This is a genomic window from Agrobacterium larrymoorei, assembly GCF_005145045.1.
Lineage (GTDB): Bacteria > Pseudomonadota > Alphaproteobacteria > Rhizobiales > Rhizobiaceae > Agrobacterium > Agrobacterium larrymoorei.
In genome coordinates this window covers 1370733-1392235 of record NZ_CP039691.1, presented here as the reverse complement: position 1 = coordinate 1392235, position 21503 = coordinate 1370733, and the positions used below count along the sequence as shown (strand labels likewise).

The window sequence follows — 21503 nt, the reverse complement described above, 5'->3', positions numbered from 1 at the left end:
CGAATCGGACAGAAAAATCCGCCTCGGAAACAAGGATGGACCAGCGTGAAAAAGATACTCGTTCTGGGCGGCGCGCATATAGACCGGCGCGGCATGATCGAGACGGAAACGGCGCATGGCGCGAGCAATCCCGGCTCATGGATGGAAGAGGCTGGCGGCGGGGGCTTCAACGCGGCGCGCAATCTCTCACGTCTCGGTTTTCAGGTTCGGCTGATTGCGCCGCGCGGCGGCGACGCCAACGGTGAAACGGTCGCGCTCGCTGCAAAAGAGGCAGGCGTCGAGGACACGCCTTTCACCTTTCTGGACCGCTCCACGCCCAGCTATACGGCCATATTGGAGCGCGACGGCGACCTCGTCATCGCCATTGCCGATATGGATCTCTACAAGCTTTTCACGCCGCGCCGCCTGCGCGTTCGCGCCGTTCGTGAAGCGATCATGGCGAGCGACATTATTCTATGCGATGCCAACCTGCCTGAAGACACGCTGAGCGCCATCGGCCTTGCCGCCAGCGTCTGCGAAAAGCAATCGGCGGCCATCGCGATCTCGCCTGCAAAGGTCATCAGGCTGAAACCGGCGCTGGCGGATATCGACGTGCTTTTCATGAACGAAGCCGAAGCCCGCGCTTTGACCGGTGAAGACGTGGCGGATGTGCGCGAGTGGCCGCAGAAGCTGAGAAACGCGGGACTCCGCGGCGGCGTCATCACCAGTGGCGCGCGGCAGGTCGTGGCTTTCGATGCACGCAACGTTGCGATCCTGAAGCCGCCTTTTATCGAGCAGGTGAAAGATGTCACCGGCGCGGGAGATGCCATGGCGTCCGGCTATCTGGCTGCAATTGCTAACGGAAAATCGATTGGCGAGGCGCTGCGCCATGGTGCGGCGGCAGGGGCAATTACGGTCCAGTCACCCTTTGCAACGGCACCGGATATGAGCGCGGAAAGCCTTGCAGAAATGCTGGCGCTTGTGCCGAACGCTGAAATCGTGTGAAGAACTCTAAGAGCCTGTTTGAAAACTCGGACGGGTCGATCCGGCGATGCTTTTCGCGTCCTGCTGCGTCGAAGGATATCGCCTATGATCTTCTCCTTGCAGGACACAAAAATCATTCTTCGGCTCTCCGCCGCCGAGTTTCCAAACAGTCTCTAAAATAAACCCGGAAGAAACAATGACCAAAACCATCCCCCCGCTCCTGCCGATCGCCTATTCGAACGAAGTTGCCGCCGCAAAGCAGCGTGGCGCACCGATTGTCGCGCTGGAATCCACCATCATCACCCATGGCATGCCCTACCCCGGCAACATCCGCATGGCGGAAGGCGTGGAACAGCTGATCCGCGATCAGGGCGCCGTTCCGGCAACCATCGCCGTCATCCACGGCACGCTGCATATCGGTCTTGAGAAGGAACAGCTCGAAGCGCTGGCCCAGACCAAGGATGCAATGAAGGTTTCGCGCGCGGATATCGCATTCGCAATCGCCGAGCGCCGCACGGGCGCCACCACGGTCGCCGCAACCATGATCGCCGCCGAACATGCGGGCATCAAGGTTTTCGCCACCGGCGGCATTGGCGGCGTGCATCGCGGCGCTGAAGAAAGCTTCGACATTTCCGCCGACCTGACCGAACTTGCACGCACCGGCGTAATCGTCGTCTGCGCAGGCGCAAAGGCCATTCTCGATGTTCCGAAAACGCTTGAAGTGCTGGAAACGCAGGGCGTTCCGGTCGTGACCTACGGCTCGACGGAATTCCCGGCCTTCTGGTCGCGCGCCTCCGGCATCACCAGCCCGCTGACGCTGAACAGCCCGGCAGCGATTGCGAATTTCCAGAACACGCGCGAGCAGTTCGGCCTTGAAGGCGGCATGCTGATTGCCAATCCCGTGCCGGAAGAAGACGAAATCTCCCGCGAGGAAATGGAAATCTATATCCAGCGCGCGCTTTCCCACGCCGAGGAGGACGAAATCAGCGGCAAGGCGGTAACGCCCTATCTGCTGGCAAAAATCTTCGAAATCACCGAAGGCCGCAGCCTCGAGACGAACATTGCGCTCGTGCGCAACAATGCGAGGCTTGCTGCTGAGATTGCGGTGGCGTTGGTCTGATCGGCGGGCGGTCAGCAAACAGGCTGGCCGCGTCGACTTCGACGACGTAGTATATAAAGACCAACCTCTGACATTCGCCTCGCACAGGAGACCTTCAGATGGCACCATTCTACGCCGCGCTTGTCGTATTTTTCGCATTGTGGACCATTCAGGTCGCGCTGAAAAAGCTGTTCAACATCAGCTTGAACACGCTGGCATTCGCGCTACTCGCAGGCGCAGTCAGCTTTATAGCTTTCAGCTTCGTGTAAAAAAGGCCCGGAAGCATATACTTCCGGGCCTTTCTTCAAGCAAAGGGTCAAGCCTTAGTTCTGTGCAACCGGGCGCACCAGCGGTGTGATGCGGCGGATGGTGACGCGGCGGTTTTCCTGGTTCGGGCCGAGCGTCTGGACCTTCAGGTAGCGTTCGCCATAGCCCTGCGTCGTGAGGTTTTCCGGCGGGATGCCGTAGACATCGGTCAGCACGTTGGCAACGGAAGCGGCACGCTGGTCGGACAGGACAAGGTTGCTTTCATCGGAACCGACGGCATCCGTGTGGCCTTCGATGAGGAAGGTTTCGGCCGGGTTGTTCTTCAGCACCTTGTTCATTGCGTCTGCGACCTTGCGCAGCGAGGCTGCCTGGCTCATCGGAACTTCCGCGCTGCCGGTTGCGAAGGTGATCGTATCAAGGTCGATACGACGCACCATGTCGCGCACGCGGGCGGAGTAGCGAACTTCATCGAGCGTATAAACGCGCTGGACGGGTTCGACCGGCGGCTGTTCGAGGAAGCGGTAGTAATCGCGATCCTCATCCGAAGACGTGTCGATGATGTACTCATTGACCGGGATGCGCAGACGCAGCGGCGGCAGATCGAGGCCCGGATCGCGGTAGACATATTCGCGATCTGGCTGATCGACCAGTTCCGGTGCGTAGAACAGAACATATTCACGGCCACGCGCATCGATACGCGAACGCTGGATCACGTCGCCGTAACGGTTGCGGATGGTGACGATCTGTGTGCGGTCGGGGCGCTCGATGGTTTCGCGATAGCGGTCATCGGGCAGACGCTCGTAGTAAGGCTTCGCACCGTCGGTGATGAAGCGGTCGTCATCGTTACCGCGAACGACGACGCGGTCGCCGAACTGCAGGAACACGCGGTCGCCCATGTCGCGGTCACGCGGCATGTCACGCGGACGCCATTCACGCACACCATCGGGACGGTCGAAGTCCGGACGGCGGTCGATGCGCTCACCCTGAACATTGGTGATGTTCTGGATGTTGATGGTGGTGTTGCCACCATCGCGGCGGGCCGCAGCCTGTGCTTCCGCATCCGAGGTCGGAACCTTGAAGTCCTGAACCTGCTCGCGTTCACGGCGACGCTGTTCGCGTAGCTGCTCGTTGCCGCTGCGATAGGCTTCCTTGTCGCTATCGAGAACGGCAGCACCCTTGTCTACAGGCAGAACGACGGTATCGGCAGACTTGGATGGATCCTGCGCAATGGCGCGGGCCTTGTCCAGCTGTTCCTTCGTCATCGGCTTTGCTTCGGTCTGCGGTGCGGCTACCTGTGCCGGTACGGGTTCGCCAGCGGGTGCCTGACCCGTGGTTGCGCCATCAGCCGGTGCAGGCGGTGCGCCCGGAACCGGAGCCGGTGCAGGCTCGCCATTCTGGCCGCGTGGCGGACGGGGCTGTTCGGAAGGCTGCTGGCCGGGAGCCGGGTTAGGCTGCTCGGCTGGTGCGGGAGCCTTGCCGGGGGTCGGTGGCTCTGCTGGAACGGGTGCCTTGCCAGCTTCCGGCTCCGGTGCTGCCGGACGCTTTGCAGGCGTTGCGGGCTTTTCTGGAGCGGCGGGCTTTTCCGGCTGCGCTTCATTGGCGGCAGGCTGATTTTCCTGCGTGCGGCGCGGTGTTTCGCCCTGACGCTGCTGCTGTTCGGTGCCTTCAGCGGCTGGCTGCTGGCGACGCGGACGCTCCTGCTGCTGTGGCTGACCTTCAGTTGGTGCCGCATCCGGCTGAGCATCGCGGCGCGGACGTTCCGGGTGCTGCTGGCCTTCGGCATCCGGCTGCTGCTGCTCGCGCTGCGGACGGCGTGGACGCTCCTGCTGTTGTTGCTGTTCAGGCTGAGCCTGCGGCGCGGCCTCAGGTGCGGCTTCGCGGCGCGGGCGCTCCTGCTGAGGTTCTGCCTTGGGTTCGGGCGCGGCTTCACGGCGCGGACGTTCCTGCTGCTGTTGCGGCTGGGCCTCTGGTGCCGCCTCGCGACGAGGGCGCGGCTGCTCTGGCTCACGCTGCGGAGCCTGCTCACGCTGTTGCGGCTCTGCCTGCTGCTGTTCGCGGCGGGGACGTGGGGCCTCTTCCTGACGCTGCTGCTGCTCAGGCTCGGCCTTCGGCTTGCCTTCTTCAGCCTGCTGGCGGCGCTTGCGCAGTTCTTCTTCCGGGTTCGGCGCTTCGGCCTGTGCCAGAATAATGGCACCATTCGCCAATTGGGCAGGCTGCTGCTGTATCGTCTGAGATGGGGCTGCATGGGCTACGGTAGCTGCGAGAACCGGCTCTACCGCAATGGCAATCGACATGAGCGGAAAGACCACCCCCGTCAGCAGTTTGTTTTTATTCAGCATGGCGCTTCCTCATCTGCCGTCCATTATAAATCCGTTGGACCCGCGGCATTCGGGCTCATTCTGCACATATCGGCGCTGAACAACGCAGAGATCACAGTCTTGTTCCAATCATGGACAGGCTGATCTGTACCGGGAATGAACGGAAAGAGGCATTTTCGTGGAGGAATTACGGTGCCTCATCGCTGTGCAAAACATTCAGGTTGCATTTTTTAGGCAACGGTAAGACTATCCGCCAAGCGCAGCTCCAGGCCACTGGCTGAAAAGAGCTCCGCGAAACATTCCCCGCGCGGAAAACATAAACAAACCGTGCGGTCGACTCGCCAAAAGAGAGGATCGAAATGCTTAATCCCACCCGTCTGCTTGCAGCTGCGTCCCTTGCTGCCATGTCGCTTTTTGCCGGCGCCACCATGGCGGCCGACAAGATCGTCATCGGTACCGAAGGCGCCTACCCGCCCTTCAACGTTCTGGAAGCCGACGGAACACTGACCGGCTTCGACGTGGATATCGCCAAGGCTCTCTGCACCGAAATGAAGGCAGAATGCACCTTCGTCACCAATGACTGGGACGGCATGATCCCTGCCCTTCAGGCAAAGAAGTTCGACGCGATCATCGCGTCCATGTCGATCACGCCTGAGCGTCTCGAGAAGGTCGACTTCTCCAAGAAGTACTACAACACGCCGCCAGCAATTGCCGTGCCGAAGGATTCTCCGATCAAGTCGGTGGAAGAACTGAAGGGCAAGACCATCGGCGCGCAGGGCTCCACCACCCACGCCAACTATGCCGAAAAGCATCTCGCCGGCTCCGAGCTGAAGCTCTACCCGACAGCTGACGAGTACAAGCTCGACATTTCCAACGGTCGTATCGATGGCGTCATCGACGATATCGTCGTGCTGACGCAGTGGGTAAAGTCGGATGCTGGCGCCTGCTGCAAGATCCTGGCTGCACTGCCGGTTGATGAACAGATCAACGGTCAGGGCGCAGGTATTGCCGTTCGCAAGGGCGATCCGCTTGCCGAGAAGTTCACGGCTGCCATCGCGGCAATCCGCGCCAATGGCGAGTACAAGAAGATCAACGACAAGTACTTTGACTTCGACGCTTACGGCAAATAAGGCTTTTCCCTGTTAAATATGATGGCGGGAGGGTTGCCCTTCCGCCATTTTTGTTTGAGAACACGATAATAAAACCAGACGCAAGGCGCGGCAAAGACCGCAGGGGAAAATTGGCATGAGCGGAGTGTTTTCCGCCATAGGCTCGTTCTGGGCCTATATTACGAATCTGTTCGACCCCTTTTGCGGACCGGTCGGCATCTTCTCACTCTTCGGCAACGGAACCCTGCTGACCTGCGGCGATGGCTGGGGAGACGAGATTGCGTTCGGCGTGAAGGTGACGGTTTCCGTGGCGCTCGCCACTTTGCCGGTCGGCCTGATCATCGGCTTCCTGATCGCACTCGCCGCCCAGTCTGAAGAAAAATCGCTGCGGCTCGCCGCCGGTATCTACACCACCATCTTTCGCGGACTTCCCGAACTGCTGACGCTGTTCATCGTCTATTACGGCTTGCAGATCCTGCTTCAGACCGTTGGCGGCTATCTTGGTTTCAGCGGTCCAATCGAGATCAATGCCTTCGTCGCTGGCATGATTGCGCTCTCCGTCGTCTTTTCGTCCTATGCTTCGGAAGTGCTGCTCTCCGCATTCCGCGCCATCCCGAAGGGACAATATGAGGCTGGCGATGCGCTCGGTCTTTCGCGCAGCCGCACCATGGTTCTCATTATCATACCGCAGCTCGTGCGCATCGCCCTGCCCGGCATGACCAATTTGTGGATCATTCTCCTGAAGGACACGTCCTATGTCTCGGTCATCGGCCTTGCAGACATCGTGCGCCAGACCGGCATCGCGGCCCGCGTGACCAAGGACGCCTTCCTGTTTTATGGCATCGCCTGTCTGCTGTACCTCATTCTTGCACTCATCTCTTCCGTAGGCATCGGATACATCGACCGTTGGGCGAAACGCTCGGAGGTGCAGAGATGAGCCATATCGACCAGCTTATCGAAGCACGCCCCGCTCCGCCCCCGCAGCCGAAGCCGGTTTCCGCAACAAGAGTGTTCGGTTATGCCGTTGTGGCGCTGTGGGCGTTGCTCGCAATCGGCCTTGTTCTCTCCCTGTTTTTCGACTGGGACCCCGACAAGATCGAGCGCTACGGCTGGCGCTATCTTGATGGCCTCAAAACCACGATAACGCTCGTCGGACTGGCCATCATTCTCGGTGCCGTCCTTTCGCTGCCACTGGCCTTCGCCCGCATGTCTACGAACAGGGTCATCAGCGCATTAGCTTACACCTACGTCTATGTCTTCCGCAGCACGCCGCTTCTGGCGCAGCTCTTTCTCATCTATTACGGACTTGGTAGCTTCCGCCCTCAGTTGGAGGCCGTCGGTCTCTGGTGGTTCTTCCGCGAGGCGTGGTACTGCGGCCTGTTCTCACTGACCCTCAACACCGCCGCTTATCAGGCCGAAATTCTGCGCGGCGCTATCCAGAGCGTGCCGAAAGGCCAGCATGAAGGCGCTGCCTCCCTCGGCCTTTCGAAGCCCGTCACCTTCTGGAAGATCATTCTGCCGCAGGCGCTTATCGTGGCCTTGCGCCCCTATGGCAATGAAATCATCCTGATGATCAAGGGTTCTGCGGTCGTATCCATCGTCACCGTCTTCGACCTGATGGGCCAGACCCGCTACGCTTATTCCCGCACCTTCGATTTCCAGGCCTATCTCTGGGCGGCAATCTTCTATCTCTCCATCGTGGAAATCCTGCGCCACGTCTGGGCAGCGCTCGAAGCACGCCTGACACGGCACCTGAAGCGATAGGCATCCGCTGGCAGCACTCGGCCTATTCGGATGCTAACACATTGAGAAATATAAATATTTTGTGAAAACGACCTATCTTGGCAAGGTTCGCTTAACCATGTCATGCTCCCATTGTCACTGATACCCAAGCGGTATCGGCGACCAACAAGAACGGGAGCAGCCGCAATGAACAAGGACATGGAAATGATGCTGAAGGGCTATGGCATGACCACAGCCGAAATCCTCTACCACATGCCGGATCATCCGGTCGTTCTTCAGACCTATGTCTGGCAGAACTACGATCTTGCGCCGGACTTTCCCGAAATGCGCAGCTTCCTGAAATTCTGGGAAGAGACACTGGATGGCCCGCTGCATTCGGTCCGTTATATCCACCGCAAGCTGATCTCGGCACAAGAATGGCGATCCCTGAAGGGCGAGTTTATTCTTCACTGAGCATTGCACCGACAGGCGTTGCGGCTTAATCAGGCTTCAAATGAAGCAAAGCTGCGGATCCTAAGCAATGAACCAGAAAAACAAGATCGATGAAGAGGCTCTTGCCGAAGCCTATAACCGCGCGCTTGCGCTGGAAAAGGCGGGCGATATCGACGCTGCGGTGAAGGCTTACGAAGAGGTTCTCGCCATCGATCCCGAAGATCACGGCGGCGCGGCAGTGCGCATCGCCTCCATGGGTCGCGGCGAAACGCCGCCCAAGGCACCGGATGCCTATGTGGAAACCCTGTTCGACCAGCACGCGGAAGCCTTCGAGGATATTCTTGTCGAGCAGCTTGGCTATGCCGTTCCGATGATGGTGCGCCAGCGTTTGCAGGCTCTGGAGCTCGGCCCCTTCAAGCGAATGCTCGATCTCGGCTGCGGCAGCGGCCTTACCGGCGAAGCCCTGCGTGATATGGTCGAGGACATCACGGGCATCGACATTTCCGAAAACATGGTCGAAATCGCCCATGAGAAGGATATGTACGAGACGCTCTACGTTGCCGAAGTCGAGGACTTCCTCGAAGACAATGACGACGAGCCCTTCGATCTCATCACCGCAACCGACGTGCTGCCCTATCTCGGCGCTCTGGAACCGCTCTTCTTCGGCGCTGCTGAAAACATGGTAGAAGGCGGCCTCTTCATCTTCTCGTCGGAGACTTTGACCGAAGACGCGCTGGCCGGTCGCCCCTACATCGTCGGCAGGCACCAGCGCTTCGCGCATGCGGAAAGCTATGTGCGCGAACGCCTGACGGCAACGGGCTTCGAGGTAATCGAGGTATCGGACATCAACGTTCGTATGCAGGATGGCGAACCGACGCCGGGGCATTTGGTGATTGCGAAGTTCAAGGGGTAACCTCCCCTACTTCGTCATGCTCGGGCTTGTCCCGGGCATCTGCTACGACGCAGACTACGGAGACGTGGTTGGATCCTCGGGACAAGCCCGAGGATGACGTGGAGGACGGGAGAAAGCCTTCGACAAGCGACCAAGGCCCTCGGCTCACTCTTCCCCAGACTTCGGATTATCCAAAATCATGTAATCAAGCGGAAGCTCGGTCGTGTATTTGATCTGCTCCATGGCGAAGGCAGACGATACGTCGCGGATTTCGATCTTGGCGATCATGCGCTTGTAGAAGGCGTCATAGGCGGCGATATCCGGTACGACGACGCGCAGCAGGTAATCGACATCACCGCTCATGCGGTAGAATTCAACCACTTCCGGGAATTCCGAAACGACTTCGGAGAAGCGCTTCAGCCACTCGATGGAGTGGGAGGCCGTGCGGATGGAGACGAAGACCGTGACTTTGGTGTTGACCTTGGTCGCGTCCAGAATGGCGACGCGGCGGCGGATGACGCCGTCTTCTTCCATCTTCTGGATACGGCGCCAGCAGGGCGTCGTGGAAAGCCCGACCTTCTTTGCAAGGTCGGCAACAGCCAAGGTGGAATCTTCTTGCAGAATGCGCAGGATTTTACGGTCGAGACGGTCCAATCTTCTCTCCTCCGGAATTATTTTCCTCTCTTTACACGAAATAATTCAGAAAAAAAGAAATTTGTTTCATTTCGCCAGCATTTCCACATTCTGGCGCAGAACCGGCAATAATTCCCCCTCAAACCAGGGGTTTTTCTTCAGCCATGCCGTGTTTCGCCAGCTTGGGTGCGGCAACGGCAGCACGGGACGATCAGCATTGGCGTAAAGATAGCTTCGCCAGTTCTGCACCGTTTCCGTCATGGTCTTCCTGCGGCGGGCACCCAGATGCCAGCTTTGAGCATATTGGCCGATGGCAAGTACAAGCTCTATCTGCGGCATCGCCATCATCACCCGGTCTCGCCACTGCGGCGCGCATTCCCGGCGAGGCGGAAGATCGCTGCCGCGTTCATCATAGCCGGGAAAGCAGAACCCCATGGGCACGATGGCAAAGCGATCCGGGTCGTAGAAGGTCTCTCGATCCACATTCAGCCACGCCCGCAGCCTGTCTCCCGAAGCGTCGTTGAACGGCAGTCCGCTCTCATGCACCCTAAGCCCCGGCGCCTGTCCGGCAATCAAAATTCTGGCCGTCTTGGAGATGACGGCGACCGGCCTCGGCTCATGCGGCAGACGATCCGCCTCCCCTTTCAGCCGCGCATCTCGACAGATGCGACAGAGCGCAATGCTGCGGCGCAAATCCTCAATCTCGGCTTCGTCTGTCTTCACATGTCCCTGCAATATAATGTCACCACCCAAGGATATGACGGATAACGGTCAATAGACCAGCCAGCGGCACGTCCATTTCGGCTGCCTTATGTTCCCGGCGCCAATCGCGCGGCTGCTCGAAAGCACCGCTCCACAAGCCTATCTTCTGCTCCCGCGCACGGTCCAGTTCTTCAGCATAGAGAAAATACTCCGTAGTGACGGCCAGTCCTGCCGCAACGACGAGCCCGGCCACATCCTCACCATCCACGGTGCAACGGGAAAGATAACGGGCATATTTATCCTTCTTGTTAGACACACATTTAACCGTGCCGCGCTTCAGCGTATCGCCCAGAAAAGCGCGGGCCGCCTGCCCGCAGGCCCATTCGCCTTCGCTGCCGCCGCATGTCTGGCGAAGCTCCGGCGCATCGATGCCAAGCAGGCGATAACGCATGCGGTCGCTTGCCAGCGTATCGCCATCCACGGCCCTAAAGGTGCTGCTGAACGTCTCCTCGTTCAGCCCATCCAGCTTGGCGGTAATCAGCGTGCCCAGAAACATCAGCAGCAGAAGGATGAAACCATCCTTCAAATAGCGGAATTTTCTGCCCGACTTCGGTCTCATATGACAACAAACCCTTTTCAGAAATGGCAAACAAATCCTTTCGCGGCAGCATCTTCTTAAGATTTTGGCTGTAGTCTGCAAGCCTTCCGTATTGGTTTCGTTGTGTAAATGAGTAAGAGCGCCAGTATCATTGCCGACAAGAATATCGTCGACCGGTCTCGCACGCGGCGCAACAAAGCCGTGTTCGATACCGTCAAGTCGACGCGCGAGCGGCTGCAATACGGTCCGGTCGGCACGACGGCATTCGAGCGGGACATGCTGCAGATGCACGTCGCAGAGACGTTGCAGGGCGCAACCATCATGCCGCTCTTCATCATTCTTGCCACCGGCATCGGCATCTATATCAGCCGCGATGTGCAGATCATCGGCTGGACATTTCTGGCTCTTAGCGCCCATGCGCTCGCCATTTTCTTCGCCCGCAAGGCAAATCGCCAGGAAATGAGCGCCGCCAGCGCGCCTCGCTGGCACAATACCTTTCTAGCCGTGCAGATCATCGTCGGTCTCGTCTGGTCCATATTCGCCGTGCAGCGAATGCCGACGGGCGATCCCTCGCTTCTGATGTTCTACAAGGGCGCGACGCTGCTGATCGCCCTTTCGATCACCGCCATGTCGAACTTCATGCTGCGTCGTGCGACGCTGATGACGTTTCTGCCGGTGCTGGTCGCGCTCAGCGTGACCGCAGCCCTTTCGCACAGCCCTATGGATATCGGCCTTGCGCTGATGTTCTCCATGGCCATGATGTTCTGCCATCATGTCACCAAGCGGCTACATAACTCCAGCATCAAGCTCCTTTCCTACCAGTCCGAAAAGGACGACCTGATCGCCGAGCTGGAAGTAGCGAAGTCCATGTCGGATGAAGCAAGGCGGCGCGCTGAGGAAGCAAACCTCGCCAAGTCCCGCTTTCTGGCCTCCATGTCGCATGAGCTTCGCACGCCGCTAAACGCCATTCTCGGCTTCTCCGAGGTCATGGCATCGGAAGTTCTGGGACCGCTGAACAACCCCTTATATAAAGAGTATTCCGGCGATATTCATCGCTCCGGCCAGCACCTGCTCGATCTGATCAACGAAATCCTCGATCTCTCCCGCATCGAAGCCGGTCGCTATGAGTTGCAGGAGGAGTCGGTCTCGCTGCTCGAGATCGCAGAGGATTGCATCGGCATGATCCAGCTGCGCGCACGCGGCAAGAATATCCGCATTTCGCAGCAGTTCGAAAACAGCCTGCCGCAGGTCTGGGCAGATGAGAAAGCCTTGCGTCAGGTCATTTTGAACCTGCTGTCCAATGCCGTGAAATTCACCCCGCAAGGCGGCGAGATTTCGGTGAAGGCTGGCTGGACCGCACGCGGCGGCCAATATGTGTCGATCAAGGATAACGGTCCGGGCATTCCCGAAGAGGAAATCCCGATCGTGCTGTCCGCCTTCGGTCAGGGCTCCATTGCCATCAAGAGCGCGGAACAGGGCACGGGCCTCGGCCTTCCAATCGTGCAGGCAATTCTTGCCAAGCATGACGGCCAGTTCGTGCTGAAATCAAAACTGCGCGAAGGCACGGAAGTCATCGCCATCCTGCCCGCAAAGCGCATCCTGCAAAGCATTCCCGCCGTGGAAGACGTTCAGCTGGTGCAGCCGCGCAAGCGGTCCTTCGCTTGATTGCTTAGATAGCGGGCGCTGCGAAAAACAGCGTCGAGACCAGCGAATAGAGAACGAAGCCGCCATTGGCCAAAAGCAGACAGAAAACCGCAAAGGAGCCGAGATCCTTTGCGTTGCGCGCCGCACTGGAAAACTCCGGCGATACTCGGTCGACGATTTCTTCGATGGCCGTGTTCAGCGCTTCGATGGAAAACAGAAGCAGCATCAGCAGCGTGAAGATCAGGTAGTGCGCAAGCGGCGCACCCGTCACGCCCAGCAGAGCCATTCCCGCGCCATAGGCCAGAACCTCATGCCGGAAGGCTGCTTCCTTCCACAGTCGCAGCAATCCCTGGAAAGAATAGCGGGCAGCGGCAAAAAGATGCCGCAAGCCGGTTTCCTTGCGAAAGACCGGCTCAGGCGATGGCGTGTTCTGAAGGTTGTCCATGGTTCCCTCAGTGATCGGTGCGGGTCGTGACGCCCGCCTGCTCGAACGTGGCCATGCCGGAGTGGCAGGCAGCAGCAGCCTTGACGATGCCCGCTGCAAGTGCCGCACCGGTGCCCTCGCCCAGCCGCATGCCAAGCGCCAGAAGCGGCGTCTTGCCAAGCTTTTCCACCGCCGCCAAATGCCCCGGCTCACCGGAAACATGACCGATCAGGCAGTGGTCGAGAGCCGCAGGATTGGCAGCTTTCAGAAGTGCGGCGGCAGCGGTTGCCACATAACCGTCGATTAGAACAGGGATTTTCTCCACGCGCGCGGCAAGAATAGCGCCGGCCATCGCCGCAATCTCGCGACCGCCAAGGCGGCGCATGATTTCCAACGGATCGGAAAGATGATCCTTGTGGAATTCGACGGCGGCTTTCACGGCAGCAATCTTGCGCGCCATCACTTCGCCTTCCGAGCCCGTGCCGGGGCCAGTCCAGTCTTCCGCAGAACCGCCGTAAAGCGCCAGATTGATGGCGGCAGCGACCGTGGTGTTGCCAATGCCCATCTCGCCGACGCATAGAAGGTCCGTGCCGCCCGCAATCGCTTCCATGCCGAAGGCCATGGTGGCTGCGCAATCGCGCTCGGAAAGCGCGTCTTCGCAGGTGATATCGCCTGTTGGATAATCCAGCGCCAAGTCGAAAATCTTGAGGCCCAGATCGTGCGTGACGCAAATCTGGTTGATGGCAGCACCACCGGCAGCGAAGTTTTCCACCATCTGCTGGGTGACGGAGGATGGGTATGGCGTAACGCCATTGCGCGTAACGCCATGGTTTCCGGCAAAGATGGCCACCAGCGGACGGTTGACCGCAGGCGCGCGCCCGGACCATGCAGCCAGCCACATGGCGATTTCTTCCAGACGACCCAGCGAACCGGCAGGCTTGGTCAGCTGCGCATTGCGCTCCTTGGCCGCGACAAGCGCGTGCGTGTCCGGTCCCGGCAGGTCGCGCAACAGCGTGCGAAAATCGTCAAAGGGCAAACCGCTCATGCTCATGATATCGATCTTTCTCATCCTGCCGGACGCTTGTGTTTTCCGGCAAATCGGTCTTTGTTGCGCTTCTCATAATGGGCGTTGCGCAAAGCGACAACCTTTAAAGCAATGCGCCTGCGGCTGTGCTGATGTTTTGCTGCTGCAAAGCCCCTGAATTGATGCCGATAAACGAGAAGGACAGAGGATGCAGCCGGATGGTTTCGTGACGAAAGTCATGCGGGCGCTAAGCTTTCTCAGCCGCATTCCTGTGCACGATATCTTCTTCGAAAACCAGCACGGCGACATGGTCAAAACTGTGCGCGTTTTTCCTCTGGCCGGTCTCATCATCGCGCTCGCCCCCGCCTGCCTTGCCGCGATCCTCACCCATTTCCACGCAGATGCGCTTCTTTCTGCCGCCATTATACTTGCCCTTGCCACCGCTATTACCGGCGCTCTGCATGAGGATGGCCTTGCCGATACCGCCGATGGCTTCGGCGGGGGCGCGACCAGAGAAAGAGCGCTGGAGATCATGAAGGATAGCCGCATCGGCAGCTACGGCGTCATCGCGCTCATCCTCTCCTTCCTCATCCGCGCAGCGGCCATCGCCGCTCTAATCCATGCCCTACCGCCGCTCGGCGTCGCAGCATCGCTCTTGGGCACAGCCTGTATCAGCCGCGGGTTGATGGTGTGGCACTGGTCGGCACTTCCCGCAGCAAGAGAAGGCGGTGTCGCGGCCTCCATCGGCCAACCCGGAACATATGAGCGCAACGGCGCGCTGTGTTATGGGGGCGGTATCGCAATCCTTATTGCCCTGCCCTTCTATTGGCCCTCTCTGCTTGTGCTGGCCGCAGGTGCCGCATTCGCCGCCACATATCTCTTCAACCGGAAATGCGAGCGCAAGATACAAGGACATACCGGCGACACTATCGGCGCAACCCAGCAGATCACAGAGATCGTGATGCTCGCGGCACTTGCTCTTGTCGCCTGAAATGCAGATATGAAACCAATGGAAACACCCTGTATCAACGTCTGCTCGCTCAACCCGGAAGGGCTTTGCATCGGCTGCTATCGTACCATCGATGAAATCATCGGCTGGAGTGGCTTCACCGCGGGTGAACGGCGGCGGATCATGGATGAATTGCAGGGGCGTGAAAGCGCCGGAACAACGGCGCAGACATCGGAATCGGAGATTGCGAACGCATGAACAGGCTGACCTTCGTTTTGCTGATCCTGGGCGTCGGCCTCGTATTCCTCATCATCAATAATGACAGCGGCCAGACCTTCGGGATCAATAATGATCAGTTTGCCAATGCGCTTTACCTGATGCCGATTGCCGCACTCCTGTCGGCTGGCATTCTGGCGGGCAGTCGTGGCAGCATGCCCACGGTGCTTCGGCAACTCGCCATCTGGCTCGTCATCATCCTCGGCCTCGTCTCGGTTTATCTTTACCGATATGATCTGCAACGCTTCGGAGACCGCCTGCTGGCCGGTCTGTTGCCGGGACGCGCAGTCGTCGTCACCACGCAGGATGGCGCTCAGGAAGTCATTCTCAACAAATCCATGAGCGGCCATTTCGAAACCAATGCGCTGATCAACGGCGCGCAGGTGCATATGCTGGTGGATACGGGCGCGAGCTCCGTCGTCCTTTCCCATGCGGATGCGCAGGCCGTGGGCATCAATCCTGAAAATTTGAGCTATACAGTTTCGGTGATGACCGCCAATGGGCGAACATCCACGGCGCCCACGCGCCTATCGGAAATCGCCATCGGTCCCATCGTGCGGCGCAACGTGTCCGCTCTGGTGGCGCAGGAGGGCCAGCTCGATCAGAGCCTTCTCGGCATGACCTTCCTGTCCACGCTCGGTTCGCTGCAAATGCAAACGGATGAGCTTAAGCTTCGCGATCGATAAGAGGCGACCGATCAGATTTCGTTGAATTGCTTGGCGCGAGGCCCGGCCAGTACCACTTCCCAGGCAGACTTGTTGTCATAGCGCTGGCGGGCGAGGAAAGTGTAGCCCGTCTTTTCCCATGACTTGATGGAGTTGGTCAGATTGTCCAGCACATAGTCGCCGTCCGCTATGCGGACCAGCAGAACCGCGTGGTTATTTCCTGCACGATCCAGAACCACGGAGATCGACATGCGATTGCCGGGGAAACCGGCATCCAGCAGCGCCCGCGTCTTCGCAATCGCATAATCCTCGCAATCGCCACGACCGTCCTTCGGTAGCGCCCAGTAATTGGCACGGCCATAAACGACCCGGTCTTCAACGGGCTTGATGGTTGCATTGACCTTCTTGTTCACCTTGTCGATCACGGCGAGCGCATCGGCATCGGCCATCTTGCCGCCGGACGCCGTGCACAGCCATGCGTAACGCTGACAGGCAGATGCGAAACCTTCAGGCGCCGTAATGGCGCGCGTGGCATGCAAAGGCGCAGCCGAAACCGTTGCGCCAAAAGACGCCGCGCCCAAAAGCGCGCATGCCAAAAATGATATCTTCATGAATACGTCAGTTCCTTCAAGGAGCCGCAAGACCTGTTGTCTCCGGCTGGTTCACCCTGCCCACTTCATCATTCACACAGGCATCCACAGGTGACCGACTGAACGTCGTACTCGGACTAAACGCACCCAAAACCGCGCCCGGGGCTCACCTAATTGCATGATTAGCCCTAAATATCAAAAAAAAATTAAACTACCCCGTCGGGATGTGTTTCATTTTGGGAAAATGCAGACACGCAATAAACATGTTGCGCAGAGCGAAGCGGACACCACAATCCAATATTCAAGGAGAAAAATAGAAAATAATTCTATTGAAGGATTAATCCCCCGTAGCGAATCGGATTAATCCATAACCAAAACTAAGTATTGTCAATGCACTAATCCGAAATAATCACAGTATATCACGATATTGTGGATAACTATTCATTAAGTTAGCCTCTCCGATGCGGTGTTTAACTGCCAATAAGGGAGGAAACCGATGAGCAGTAAGATAACAACTGTGTGTTCGTGTATTGCAATCTTGCTCTCCACCACGACACTGGCATCCGCGCAGATGCGTCCCGAGCGCTGCGAGCGGATGAGACCAGGTACTCTGGAGTATACGTTGGTCTGCCGTCCCACCGCCTCAATTCCGACGGTGAGCGACGATCAAGGCGATAATGATAGAAACAATGGACCGGTCAGCGACAATCCGGGCGGCGGAACCAATCCCGGTGGTGGCACCAACCCTGGTGGCGGCGGTAATCCCGGCGGCGGCGATCATGGCGGCGGTGGACACCACGGCGGCGGCGGACATCATGGAGGTGGCGGTCACCACGGCGGCGGAGGTCATCACGGTGGCGGCGGCGACTATGGCGGTGGCGGACATCACGGCGGCGGCGGCAACCATGGCGGTGGTGGCGACCACGGCGGTGGCGGTGACCACGGCGGCGGTGGCGGCTGGGGCGGTGGTGGTAACCACGGCGGCGGCGGAAATCACGGCGGCGGTGGCAACCATGGCGGTGGCGGAGACCACGGCGGCGGCGGCAACCATGGCGGTGGCGGTGACCACGGCGGCGGTGGCGGCTGGGGCGGTGGTGGTAACCACGGCGGCGGCAGAGATCACGGCGGCGGCGGCAACCACAGCGGTGGCGGAGACCACGGCGGCGGTGGCGGCTGGGGCGGTGGTGGTAACCACGGCGGCGGCGGAGATCACGGCGGCGGCGGCAACCATGGCGGTGGCGGAGACCACGGCGGTGGTGGTGGCTGGGGCGGTGGTGGTAACCACGGCGGCGGCGGAGATCACGGCGGCGGCGGCAACCATGGCGGTGGCGGTGACCACGGCGGCGGTGGCGGCTATGGCGGTGGTGGTAACCAAGGCGGTGGTGGAGATCACGGCAGCGGCGGTAACCATGGTGGTGGCGGTGACCACGGCGGCGGTGGCGGCTATGGCGGTGGTGGTAACCAAGGCGGTGGTGGAGATCACGGCAGCGGCGGGAACCATGGTGGTGGCGGCAACCAGGGTGGCGGTAATGACCATGCCGGTGGATATGGTGGTGGGAACCACGATGGCGGCAATGGCAACCACGACGGCGGTAACGGCAATCATGAAGGTGGCAATGGCAACCATGGTGGTGGCCACGGAACCTTCGATAACGCCGCCTGATTCATCTCAGTCCCAAAAACAAAACTGGCAGCCCGCGGGCTGCCAGTTTCATTTCTGCTTTCGGTGGCGTGAGCGCTCAGTTTCTCAGCTTGTAGCCGGTCTTGAACATCCAGCCCACCACAGCAAGACACGTCGCAAGAAACACCGTGATCATCACGAGACTGATCAGCGGGTTCACGTCTGCTATCTCATAGAAGCTCCAGCGGAAACCGCTGATGAGATACAGAACCGGATTGAAGTGGCTGACGGTTTGCCAGAACGGCGGCAGCATGTTGATCGAGTAGAAGCTTCCGCCAAGGAATGTCAAAGGCGGAACGACCAGCATCGGAATGAGGTTCAACTGCTCGAAATTCGTTGCCCATATGCCGATGATGAAGCCGAAGAGGCTGAAGCTGACCGCCGTCAGCACGAAGAACAGGATCATCATGAAGGGATGTGCAATCGAGATATCGACGAAGAAGGATGCAGTGATCAGAATGATCGTTCCAATCATCAACCCTTTCGTCGCTGCAGCCCCCACATATCCCGCCAGAATTTCCGTCATAGCCACCGGCGCCGACAGAATTTCATAGACGGTGCCGGTGAACTTCGGGAAGTAGATACCAAAGGAGCCGTTGCCGATGCACTGCGTCAGCAAGGTCAGCATGATCAGGCCGGGCGTTATGAAGGCGCCATAGGAAACGCCTTCCACTTCCTGTATCCGGGAGCCGATGGCCGTGCCGAAGACGATGAAATAAAGCGATGTGGAGATGACCGGCGAAATCACGCTCTGCAAAAGCGTCCGGCGCGTGCGGGCCATTTCGAACAGGTAGATGGACTTGACCGCTTCGAAATTCATTTTTGTCCTCCCACCAGTGCCACGAAAATATCCTCGAGCGAACTCTGGCGCGTCGAAATATCCTTGAAATGGATCCCGGCTGCGGAAAGCGCCGAGAGCAGATCCGCAATGCGGCCCTGCTCGCCATTGCCGTCATATTCATAAGTCACCTCCGCACCGTCCTCGGAAAGTTGCAGGTTGAAGGGCGCCAGGCTTTCCGGAAGTGTGCTGACGGGCGCGGTCAGTTCCAGCGAAAGCTGCTTGCGACCAAGCTTGCGCATCAGCGCCGTCTTTTCTTCCACCAGCAAAAGCTCTCCGCCATTGATGACGCCAACGCGGTCGGCAATCTCTTCGGCCTCTTCGATATAGTGCGTGGTGAGGATGATAGTGACGCCGGTTGCGCGTAACTCCTCAACCACCTTCCACATATCGCGGCGAAGCGCGACATCGACACCGGCGGTCGGCTCATCGAGAAACAGCACCTTCGGCTCATGCGCCAGAGCCTTCGCAATCAACACGCGCCGCTTCATGCCACCGGAAAGCTCGCGCAGCATGTTGTCCTTCTTGCTCCACAGCGAAAGCGATTTCAGCACGCGCTCGATGAGTTCCGGGTTCTTCTTGTAGCCATGCAGGCCACGGGAGAAGGACACGGTGTTCCACACCGTCTCGAACTGGTCTGTCGTCAACTCCTGTGGCACGAGGCCGATCAGGGCGCGCGTCTTGCGAAAGTCCTTCACCACATCGCTGCCGCCGACCAGGACGACACCATCGCCCGGATTCACAAGACCGCAGATGATGGAGATGAGGGTGGTCTTACCGGCACCGTTCGGCCCGAGAAGAGCGAGTATCTCACCCTCATGAATATCGAGCGTGATACCTTTCAGAGCCTGAAAGCCATTGGCATAGGATTTCGTCAGATTGCGAATGGAAACAATCGTTTTTGCTGGGGAATTCATGACTGATCTTTCAACACGATCCTTTGGGAAAGCGATATACGTTTTAGCCTTTCGAAAAACCACCCTTGCAGGGCGAATACTGCGTTCCGTCTGAGTGAACGATCCGCTACCACGCTGTGAAAGAACGGCTTTTCGGCAACGATCATGAGAACGCCCAAGGCCCTTTCCAGTTGCGTCCGCTTTGTGGAATGCATTGATCCGCAAGCTTGACGAACCAGGATCGCGCATATGTGCAACTGTCATGAAGATGTGATGCTGTGAGCGTAAAACGTGCACCATCAAGCCAACGAGTTGCAGATCAAAGTACGGCTTGTTCGGTTTTCAGCACCGACTGACATTTGAAGTCATACGGCAGTCACACTCAAAGAAATTTCATTCGGGCAGAGGCTTCCCCGCGTTCTCTGCCCTTTGTTTTTCACCGGCCTTCAGGCCGGTTCTTTTTTGGAGCATCTTCAATCGCAGTGGCGATAGCCGGATTTGCGGGTGCGCAGATCGAAGTGGAAGTGGTTCCAGTGGTTGGGATCGCTGCCGGGGCCAAGGACGGTAGAGAAATATTTGCAGCTATCGGACCGCACGGCCTTCAGCAGACCCTTTTCGCGGAAAGCGAAGAAGCTTTTCTTGCGAACGTCGATTTCCTTGCCGTTCTTCAGCGTGATCGTGCCAATATCGATGGCGTTGCCGCGTGCATGTTCGGACCACGGGTTGCTCGATCTGGAATTCATCTTGCGGCAGGAATAGCCGCCCATCGGCGTGATACGGCCAACGCCGGAGAGGTATCTGAAGCGTGAGGATGGGACGAGTTCGAACTTCACCCATTTCGCAAAAGCAAGCGTTACCTGGCAGTTCAGCTTGACGGCAGGGCGGATTGCGACGCCGCTATCCAATCCGCTGAGCTCGATGGGGTAATCGATACCGCAGGTCGGGCCGTCGGCGATGCGCGCCACATCGCGGAAGGAAACGCCGAGGCGGCGCAGTTCCGAGCGGCAGGCGATTTCGGATTGCGGCATCATGCCCGGCGGGCGAGACATGCGGTTTTCCTGCATGGGGTTCTGCGGCATCAACATTGCCACTTCTTCCACCGGCTGGCCCTGCCGCTGCTGCCCGGCACCGGGTGGAGGGATGAGACGGGATTGCCCCATCTCCCTGCGCGGCGGCTGCGCCGCAGGCGCCATCACCGAACCGTTCGACGCTGGCGTACCGTAAGAAACATGGCCGGGAGGAGAGGAAATTTCCATATCCTGCTCTTCCGCAAGGCTGCGCCCTTGAGAAACGCCGAGACCCTCATCCATATTAACGCCGCCCTCTCCTTCGGCCATATCGGAAGGCATTTGCTGCGTGCCGGAAAGACGGCTGCGCTGCCCATCCAGCGTAGAATATTGCTGGCCCGGCGCATTCAATAGCGGATCACGCGATGGCGCATCCGGCATGGGCTGGGAAAGCGGGGAATAGTCGTTGAACTGCGTGCTCTGGCTAATCGCCGCAGGCGGCGCGTTATAGTTTTGCTGGCTGGAAGACCGGATGGACGCAACCCGCGCCGTACCATCGACCTCGGCGGGAGGGACAAGCCCCTCCGCCGAGCACGACACGATCACAGTAGAAATTGCCAGCAACGTCGCCAGACGACGCGGAAGGGAGACATACGCCATACCAGAACCCGTACCTTCAGCGGCCGCGACGTGCGGCAATTGAGGTAAATCTTAAAGAAATTTGGTAAACGAACCCTTGTCACCACCGCATGG

At 58.9% G+C, this 21503-nt stretch carries 23 protein-coding genes; 13 read left to right on the top strand and 10 right to left on the bottom strand.

Going from position 1 to position 21503, the window contains the following annotated elements:
* Positions 1-45: 45 nt before the first annotated feature.
* The 3 genes from CFBP5473_RS06605 (at position 46) to CFBP5473_RS25010 (ending at position 2331) form a co-directional block, all read left to right on the top strand.
* Positions 46-984: a carbohydrate kinase family protein gene (locus CFBP5473_RS06605; protein ID WP_027677365.1), complete on the top strand. Its 939-nt coding sequence runs from the start codon at positions 46-48 to the stop codon at positions 982-984.
* 175 nt (positions 985-1159) lie between these two features.
* Positions 1160-2083, top strand: a complete 924-nt coding sequence (locus CFBP5473_RS06600) for a pseudouridine-5'-phosphate glycosidase (protein WP_027677366.1) — start codon at positions 1160-1162, stop codon at positions 2081-2083.
* 98 nt (positions 2084-2181) lie between these two features.
* Positions 2182-2331 (top strand): hypothetical protein, encoded by a 150-nt coding sequence (locus tag CFBP5473_RS25010; protein WP_157835829.1) that lies wholly within the window; start codon positions 2182-2184, stop codon positions 2329-2331.
* 54 nt (positions 2332-2385) lie between these two features.
* Here the strand turns inward: CFBP5473_RS25010 and CFBP5473_RS06595 are convergent, their stop codons facing one another.
* The gene (locus CFBP5473_RS06595; protein ID WP_027677367.1) at positions 2386-4668 is read right to left on the bottom strand and encodes an OmpA family protein; all 2283 of its coding nucleotides are present in this window, start codon (positions 4666-4668) and stop codon (positions 2386-2388) included.
* A gap of 338 nt (positions 4669-5006) precedes the next feature.
* Here CFBP5473_RS06595 and CFBP5473_RS06590 point away from each other — a divergent pair, with 338 nt between their 5' ends.
* From CFBP5473_RS06590 to CFBP5473_RS06570, 5 genes are all read left to right on the top strand, one after another.
* A complete protein-coding gene (locus tag CFBP5473_RS06590) occupies positions 5007-5777 on the top strand; it encodes an ABC transporter substrate-binding protein (RefSeq protein ID WP_027677368.1) in 771 nt (256 codons plus the stop codon).
* Between the two features lie 115 nt (positions 5778-5892).
* A complete protein-coding gene (locus CFBP5473_RS06585) occupies positions 5893-6693 on the top strand; it encodes an ABC transporter permease (protein ID WP_027677369.1) in 801 nt (266 codons plus the stop codon).
* Entirely contained in the window at positions 6690-7520 is an 831-nt protein-coding gene (locus CFBP5473_RS06580; protein ID WP_027677370.1) for an ABC transporter permease, read from the top strand. Before CFBP5473_RS06585 ends, CFBP5473_RS06580 begins: the two co-directional genes overlap by 4 nt.
* 165 nt (positions 7521-7685) lie before the next feature.
* Positions 7686-7952 carry an usg protein gene (locus tag CFBP5473_RS06575; RefSeq protein ID WP_027677371.1) on the top strand — a complete coding sequence of 89 codons (267 nt, stop codon included), beginning with the start codon at positions 7686-7688 and terminating at the stop codon, positions 7950-7952.
* A 67-nt stretch (positions 7953-8019) separates the two neighbouring features.
* Positions 8020-8844, top strand: coding sequence for a class I SAM-dependent methyltransferase (locus CFBP5473_RS06570; protein ID WP_027677372.1), 825 nt, complete (start codon positions 8020-8022; stop codon positions 8842-8844).
* A 144-nt stretch (positions 8845-8988) separates the two neighbouring features.
* Here CFBP5473_RS06570 and CFBP5473_RS06565 read toward each other — a convergent pair whose 3' ends face one another.
* The 3 genes from CFBP5473_RS06565 to CFBP5473_RS06555 form a co-directional block, all read right to left on the bottom strand.
* Positions 8989-9477, bottom strand: coding sequence for an Lrp/AsnC family transcriptional regulator (locus CFBP5473_RS06565; RefSeq protein ID WP_027677373.1), 489 nt, complete (start codon positions 9475-9477; stop codon positions 8989-8991).
* A 66-nt stretch (positions 9478-9543) separates the two neighbouring features.
* A complete protein-coding gene (locus CFBP5473_RS06560; RefSeq protein ID WP_037172062.1) occupies positions 9544-10179 on the bottom strand; it encodes a uracil-DNA glycosylase family protein in 636 nt (211 codons plus the stop codon).
* Between the two features lie 19 nt (positions 10180-10198).
* Positions 10199-10777: a thermonuclease family protein gene (locus tag CFBP5473_RS06555; protein ID WP_027677375.1), complete on the bottom strand. Its 579-nt coding sequence runs from the start codon at positions 10775-10777 to the stop codon at positions 10199-10201.
* Between the two features lie 108 nt (positions 10778-10885).
* Here CFBP5473_RS06555 and CFBP5473_RS06550 point away from each other — a divergent pair, with 108 nt between their 5' ends.
* Positions 10886-12421, top strand: coding sequence for a sensor histidine kinase (locus tag CFBP5473_RS06550; protein WP_027677376.1), 1536 nt, complete (start codon positions 10886-10888; stop codon positions 12419-12421).
* 4 nt (positions 12422-12425) lie between these two features.
* On the opposite strand, the gene CFBP5473_RS06545 is transcribed toward CFBP5473_RS06550, so the two are convergent.
* Together CFBP5473_RS06545 and cobT are read right to left on the bottom strand one after the other, a co-directional pair.
* Positions 12426-12845 carry a diacylglycerol kinase gene (locus tag CFBP5473_RS06545; protein ID WP_027677377.1) on the bottom strand — a complete coding sequence of 140 codons (420 nt, stop codon included), beginning with the start codon at positions 12843-12845 and terminating at the stop codon, positions 12426-12428.
* Between the two features lie 7 nt (positions 12846-12852).
* Positions 12853-13875, bottom strand: coding sequence for a nicotinate-nucleotide--dimethylbenzimidazole phosphoribosyltransferase (gene cobT, locus CFBP5473_RS06540; protein ID WP_027677378.1), 1023 nt, complete (start codon positions 13873-13875; stop codon positions 12853-12855).
* 181 nt (positions 13876-14056) lie between these two features.
* Between cobT and cobS the strand changes: the two genes are divergently transcribed.
* Genes cobS through CFBP5473_RS06525 form a run of 3 tightly spaced genes read left to right on the top strand, consistent with a single transcriptional unit; the run spans position 14057 to position 15759 of the window.
* Entirely contained in the window at positions 14057-14839 is a 783-nt protein-coding gene (cobS, locus tag CFBP5473_RS06535; protein ID WP_027677379.1) for an adenosylcobinamide-GDP ribazoletransferase, read from the top strand.
* A gap of 18 nt (positions 14840-14857) precedes the next feature.
* Positions 14858-15055: a DUF1289 domain-containing protein gene (locus CFBP5473_RS06530; protein WP_037172094.1), complete on the top strand. Its 198-nt coding sequence runs from the start codon at positions 14858-14860 to the stop codon at positions 15053-15055.
* Positions 15052-15759, top strand: coding sequence for a TIGR02281 family clan AA aspartic protease (locus CFBP5473_RS06525; protein ID WP_027677380.1), 708 nt, complete (start codon positions 15052-15054; stop codon positions 15757-15759). The genes CFBP5473_RS06530 and CFBP5473_RS06525 overlap by 4 nt, the downstream gene beginning before the upstream one ends.
* Positions 15760-15770: 11 nt before the next feature.
* Here the strand turns inward: CFBP5473_RS06525 and CFBP5473_RS06520 are convergent, their stop codons facing one another.
* On the bottom strand, positions 15771-16349 hold the full coding sequence (locus CFBP5473_RS06520; protein WP_027677381.1) for a transglutaminase-like cysteine peptidase: 579 nt from the start codon (positions 16347-16349) through the stop codon (positions 15771-15773).
* Between the two features lie 634 nt (positions 16350-16983).
* On the opposite strand from CFBP5473_RS06520, the gene CFBP5473_RS25565 reads away from it, so the two are divergent.
* Positions 16984-17991: a hypothetical protein gene (locus CFBP5473_RS25565; RefSeq protein ID WP_210239300.1), complete on the top strand. Its 1008-nt coding sequence runs from the start codon at positions 16984-16986 to the stop codon at positions 17989-17991.
* A 76-nt stretch (positions 17992-18067) separates the two neighbouring features.
* On the opposite strand, the gene CFBP5473_RS06500 is transcribed toward CFBP5473_RS25565, so the two are convergent.
* The 3 genes from CFBP5473_RS06500 to CFBP5473_RS06490 all read right to left on the bottom strand — a co-directional run bounded on the left by CFBP5473_RS06500 (position 18068) and on the right by CFBP5473_RS06490 (position 21410).
* A complete protein-coding gene (locus tag CFBP5473_RS06500; protein WP_027677383.1) occupies positions 18068-18829 on the bottom strand; it encodes an ABC transporter permease in 762 nt (253 codons plus the stop codon).
* Positions 18826-19764, bottom strand: coding sequence for an ABC transporter ATP-binding protein (locus CFBP5473_RS06495; RefSeq protein WP_027677384.1), 939 nt, complete (start codon positions 19762-19764; stop codon positions 18826-18828). Before CFBP5473_RS06495 ends, CFBP5473_RS06500 begins: the two co-directional genes overlap by 4 nt.
* Positions 19765-20216: 452 nt before the next feature.
* The gene (locus CFBP5473_RS06490) at positions 20217-21410 is read right to left on the bottom strand and encodes an extensin-like domain-containing protein (protein ID WP_027677386.1); all 1194 of its coding nucleotides are present in this window, start codon (positions 21408-21410) and stop codon (positions 20217-20219) included.
* Between the last annotated feature and the right edge of the window lie 93 nt (positions 21411-21503).

Bases quoted from the DNA above. Each gene is read 5' to 3' on its own strand.
- CFBP5473_RS06600 (WP_027677366.1), top strand. From the start codon at position 1,160: ATGACCAAAACCATCCCCCCGCTCCTGCCGATCGCCTATTCGAACGAA.
- CFBP5473_RS25010 (WP_157835829.1), top strand. From the start codon at position 2,182: ATGGCACCATTCTACGCCGCGCTTGTCGTATTTTTCGCATTGTGGACC.
- CFBP5473_RS06595 (WP_027677367.1), bottom strand. From the start codon at position 4,668: ATGCTGAATAAAAACAAACTGCTGACGGGGGTGGTCTTTCCGCTCATG.
- CFBP5473_RS06590 (WP_027677368.1), top strand. From the start codon at position 5,007: ATGCTTAATCCCACCCGTCTGCTTGCAGCTGCGTCCCTTGCTGCCATG.
- CFBP5473_RS06585 (WP_027677369.1), top strand. From the start codon at position 5,893: ATGAGCGGAGTGTTTTCCGCCATAGGCTCGTTCTGGGCCTATATTACG.
- CFBP5473_RS06580 (WP_027677370.1), top strand. From the start codon at position 6,690: ATGAGCCATATCGACCAGCTTATCGAAGCACGCCCCGCTCCGCCCCCG.
- CFBP5473_RS06575 (WP_027677371.1), top strand. From the start codon at position 7,686: ATGAACAAGGACATGGAAATGATGCTGAAGGGCTATGGCATGACCACA.
- CFBP5473_RS06570 (WP_027677372.1), top strand. From the start codon at position 8,020: ATGAACCAGAAAAACAAGATCGATGAAGAGGCTCTTGCCGAAGCCTAT.
- CFBP5473_RS06555 (WP_027677375.1), bottom strand. From the start codon at position 10,777: ATGAGACCGAAGTCGGGCAGAAAATTCCGCTATTTGAAGGATGGTTTC.
- CFBP5473_RS06550 (WP_027677376.1), top strand. From the start codon at position 10,886: ATGAGTAAGAGCGCCAGTATCATTGCCGACAAGAATATCGTCGACCGG.
- CFBP5473_RS06545 (WP_027677377.1), bottom strand. From the start codon at position 12,845: ATGGACAACCTTCAGAACACGCCATCGCCTGAGCCGGTCTTTCGCAAG.
- cobT (WP_027677378.1), bottom strand. From the start codon at position 13,875: ATGAGCATGAGCGGTTTGCCCTTTGACGATTTTCGCACGCTGTTGCGC.
- cobS (WP_027677379.1), top strand. From the start codon at position 14,057: ATGCAGCCGGATGGTTTCGTGACGAAAGTCATGCGGGCGCTAAGCTTT.
- CFBP5473_RS06530 (WP_037172094.1), top strand. From the start codon at position 14,858: ATGGAAACACCCTGTATCAACGTCTGCTCGCTCAACCCGGAAGGGCTT.
- CFBP5473_RS06525 (WP_027677380.1), top strand. From the start codon at position 15,052: ATGAACAGGCTGACCTTCGTTTTGCTGATCCTGGGCGTCGGCCTCGTA.
- CFBP5473_RS06520 (WP_027677381.1), bottom strand. From the start codon at position 16,349: ATGAAGATATCATTTTTGGCATGCGCGCTTTTGGGCGCGGCGTCTTTT.
- CFBP5473_RS06500 (WP_027677383.1), bottom strand. From the start codon at position 18,829: ATGAATTTCGAAGCGGTCAAGTCCATCTACCTGTTCGAAATGGCCCGC.
- CFBP5473_RS06495 (WP_027677384.1), bottom strand. From the start codon at position 19,764: ATGAATTCCCCAGCAAAAACGATTGTTTCCATTCGCAATCTGACGAAA.
- CFBP5473_RS06490 (WP_027677386.1), bottom strand. From the start codon at position 21,410: ATGGCGTATGTCTCCCTTCCGCGTCGTCTGGCGACGTTGCTGGCAATT.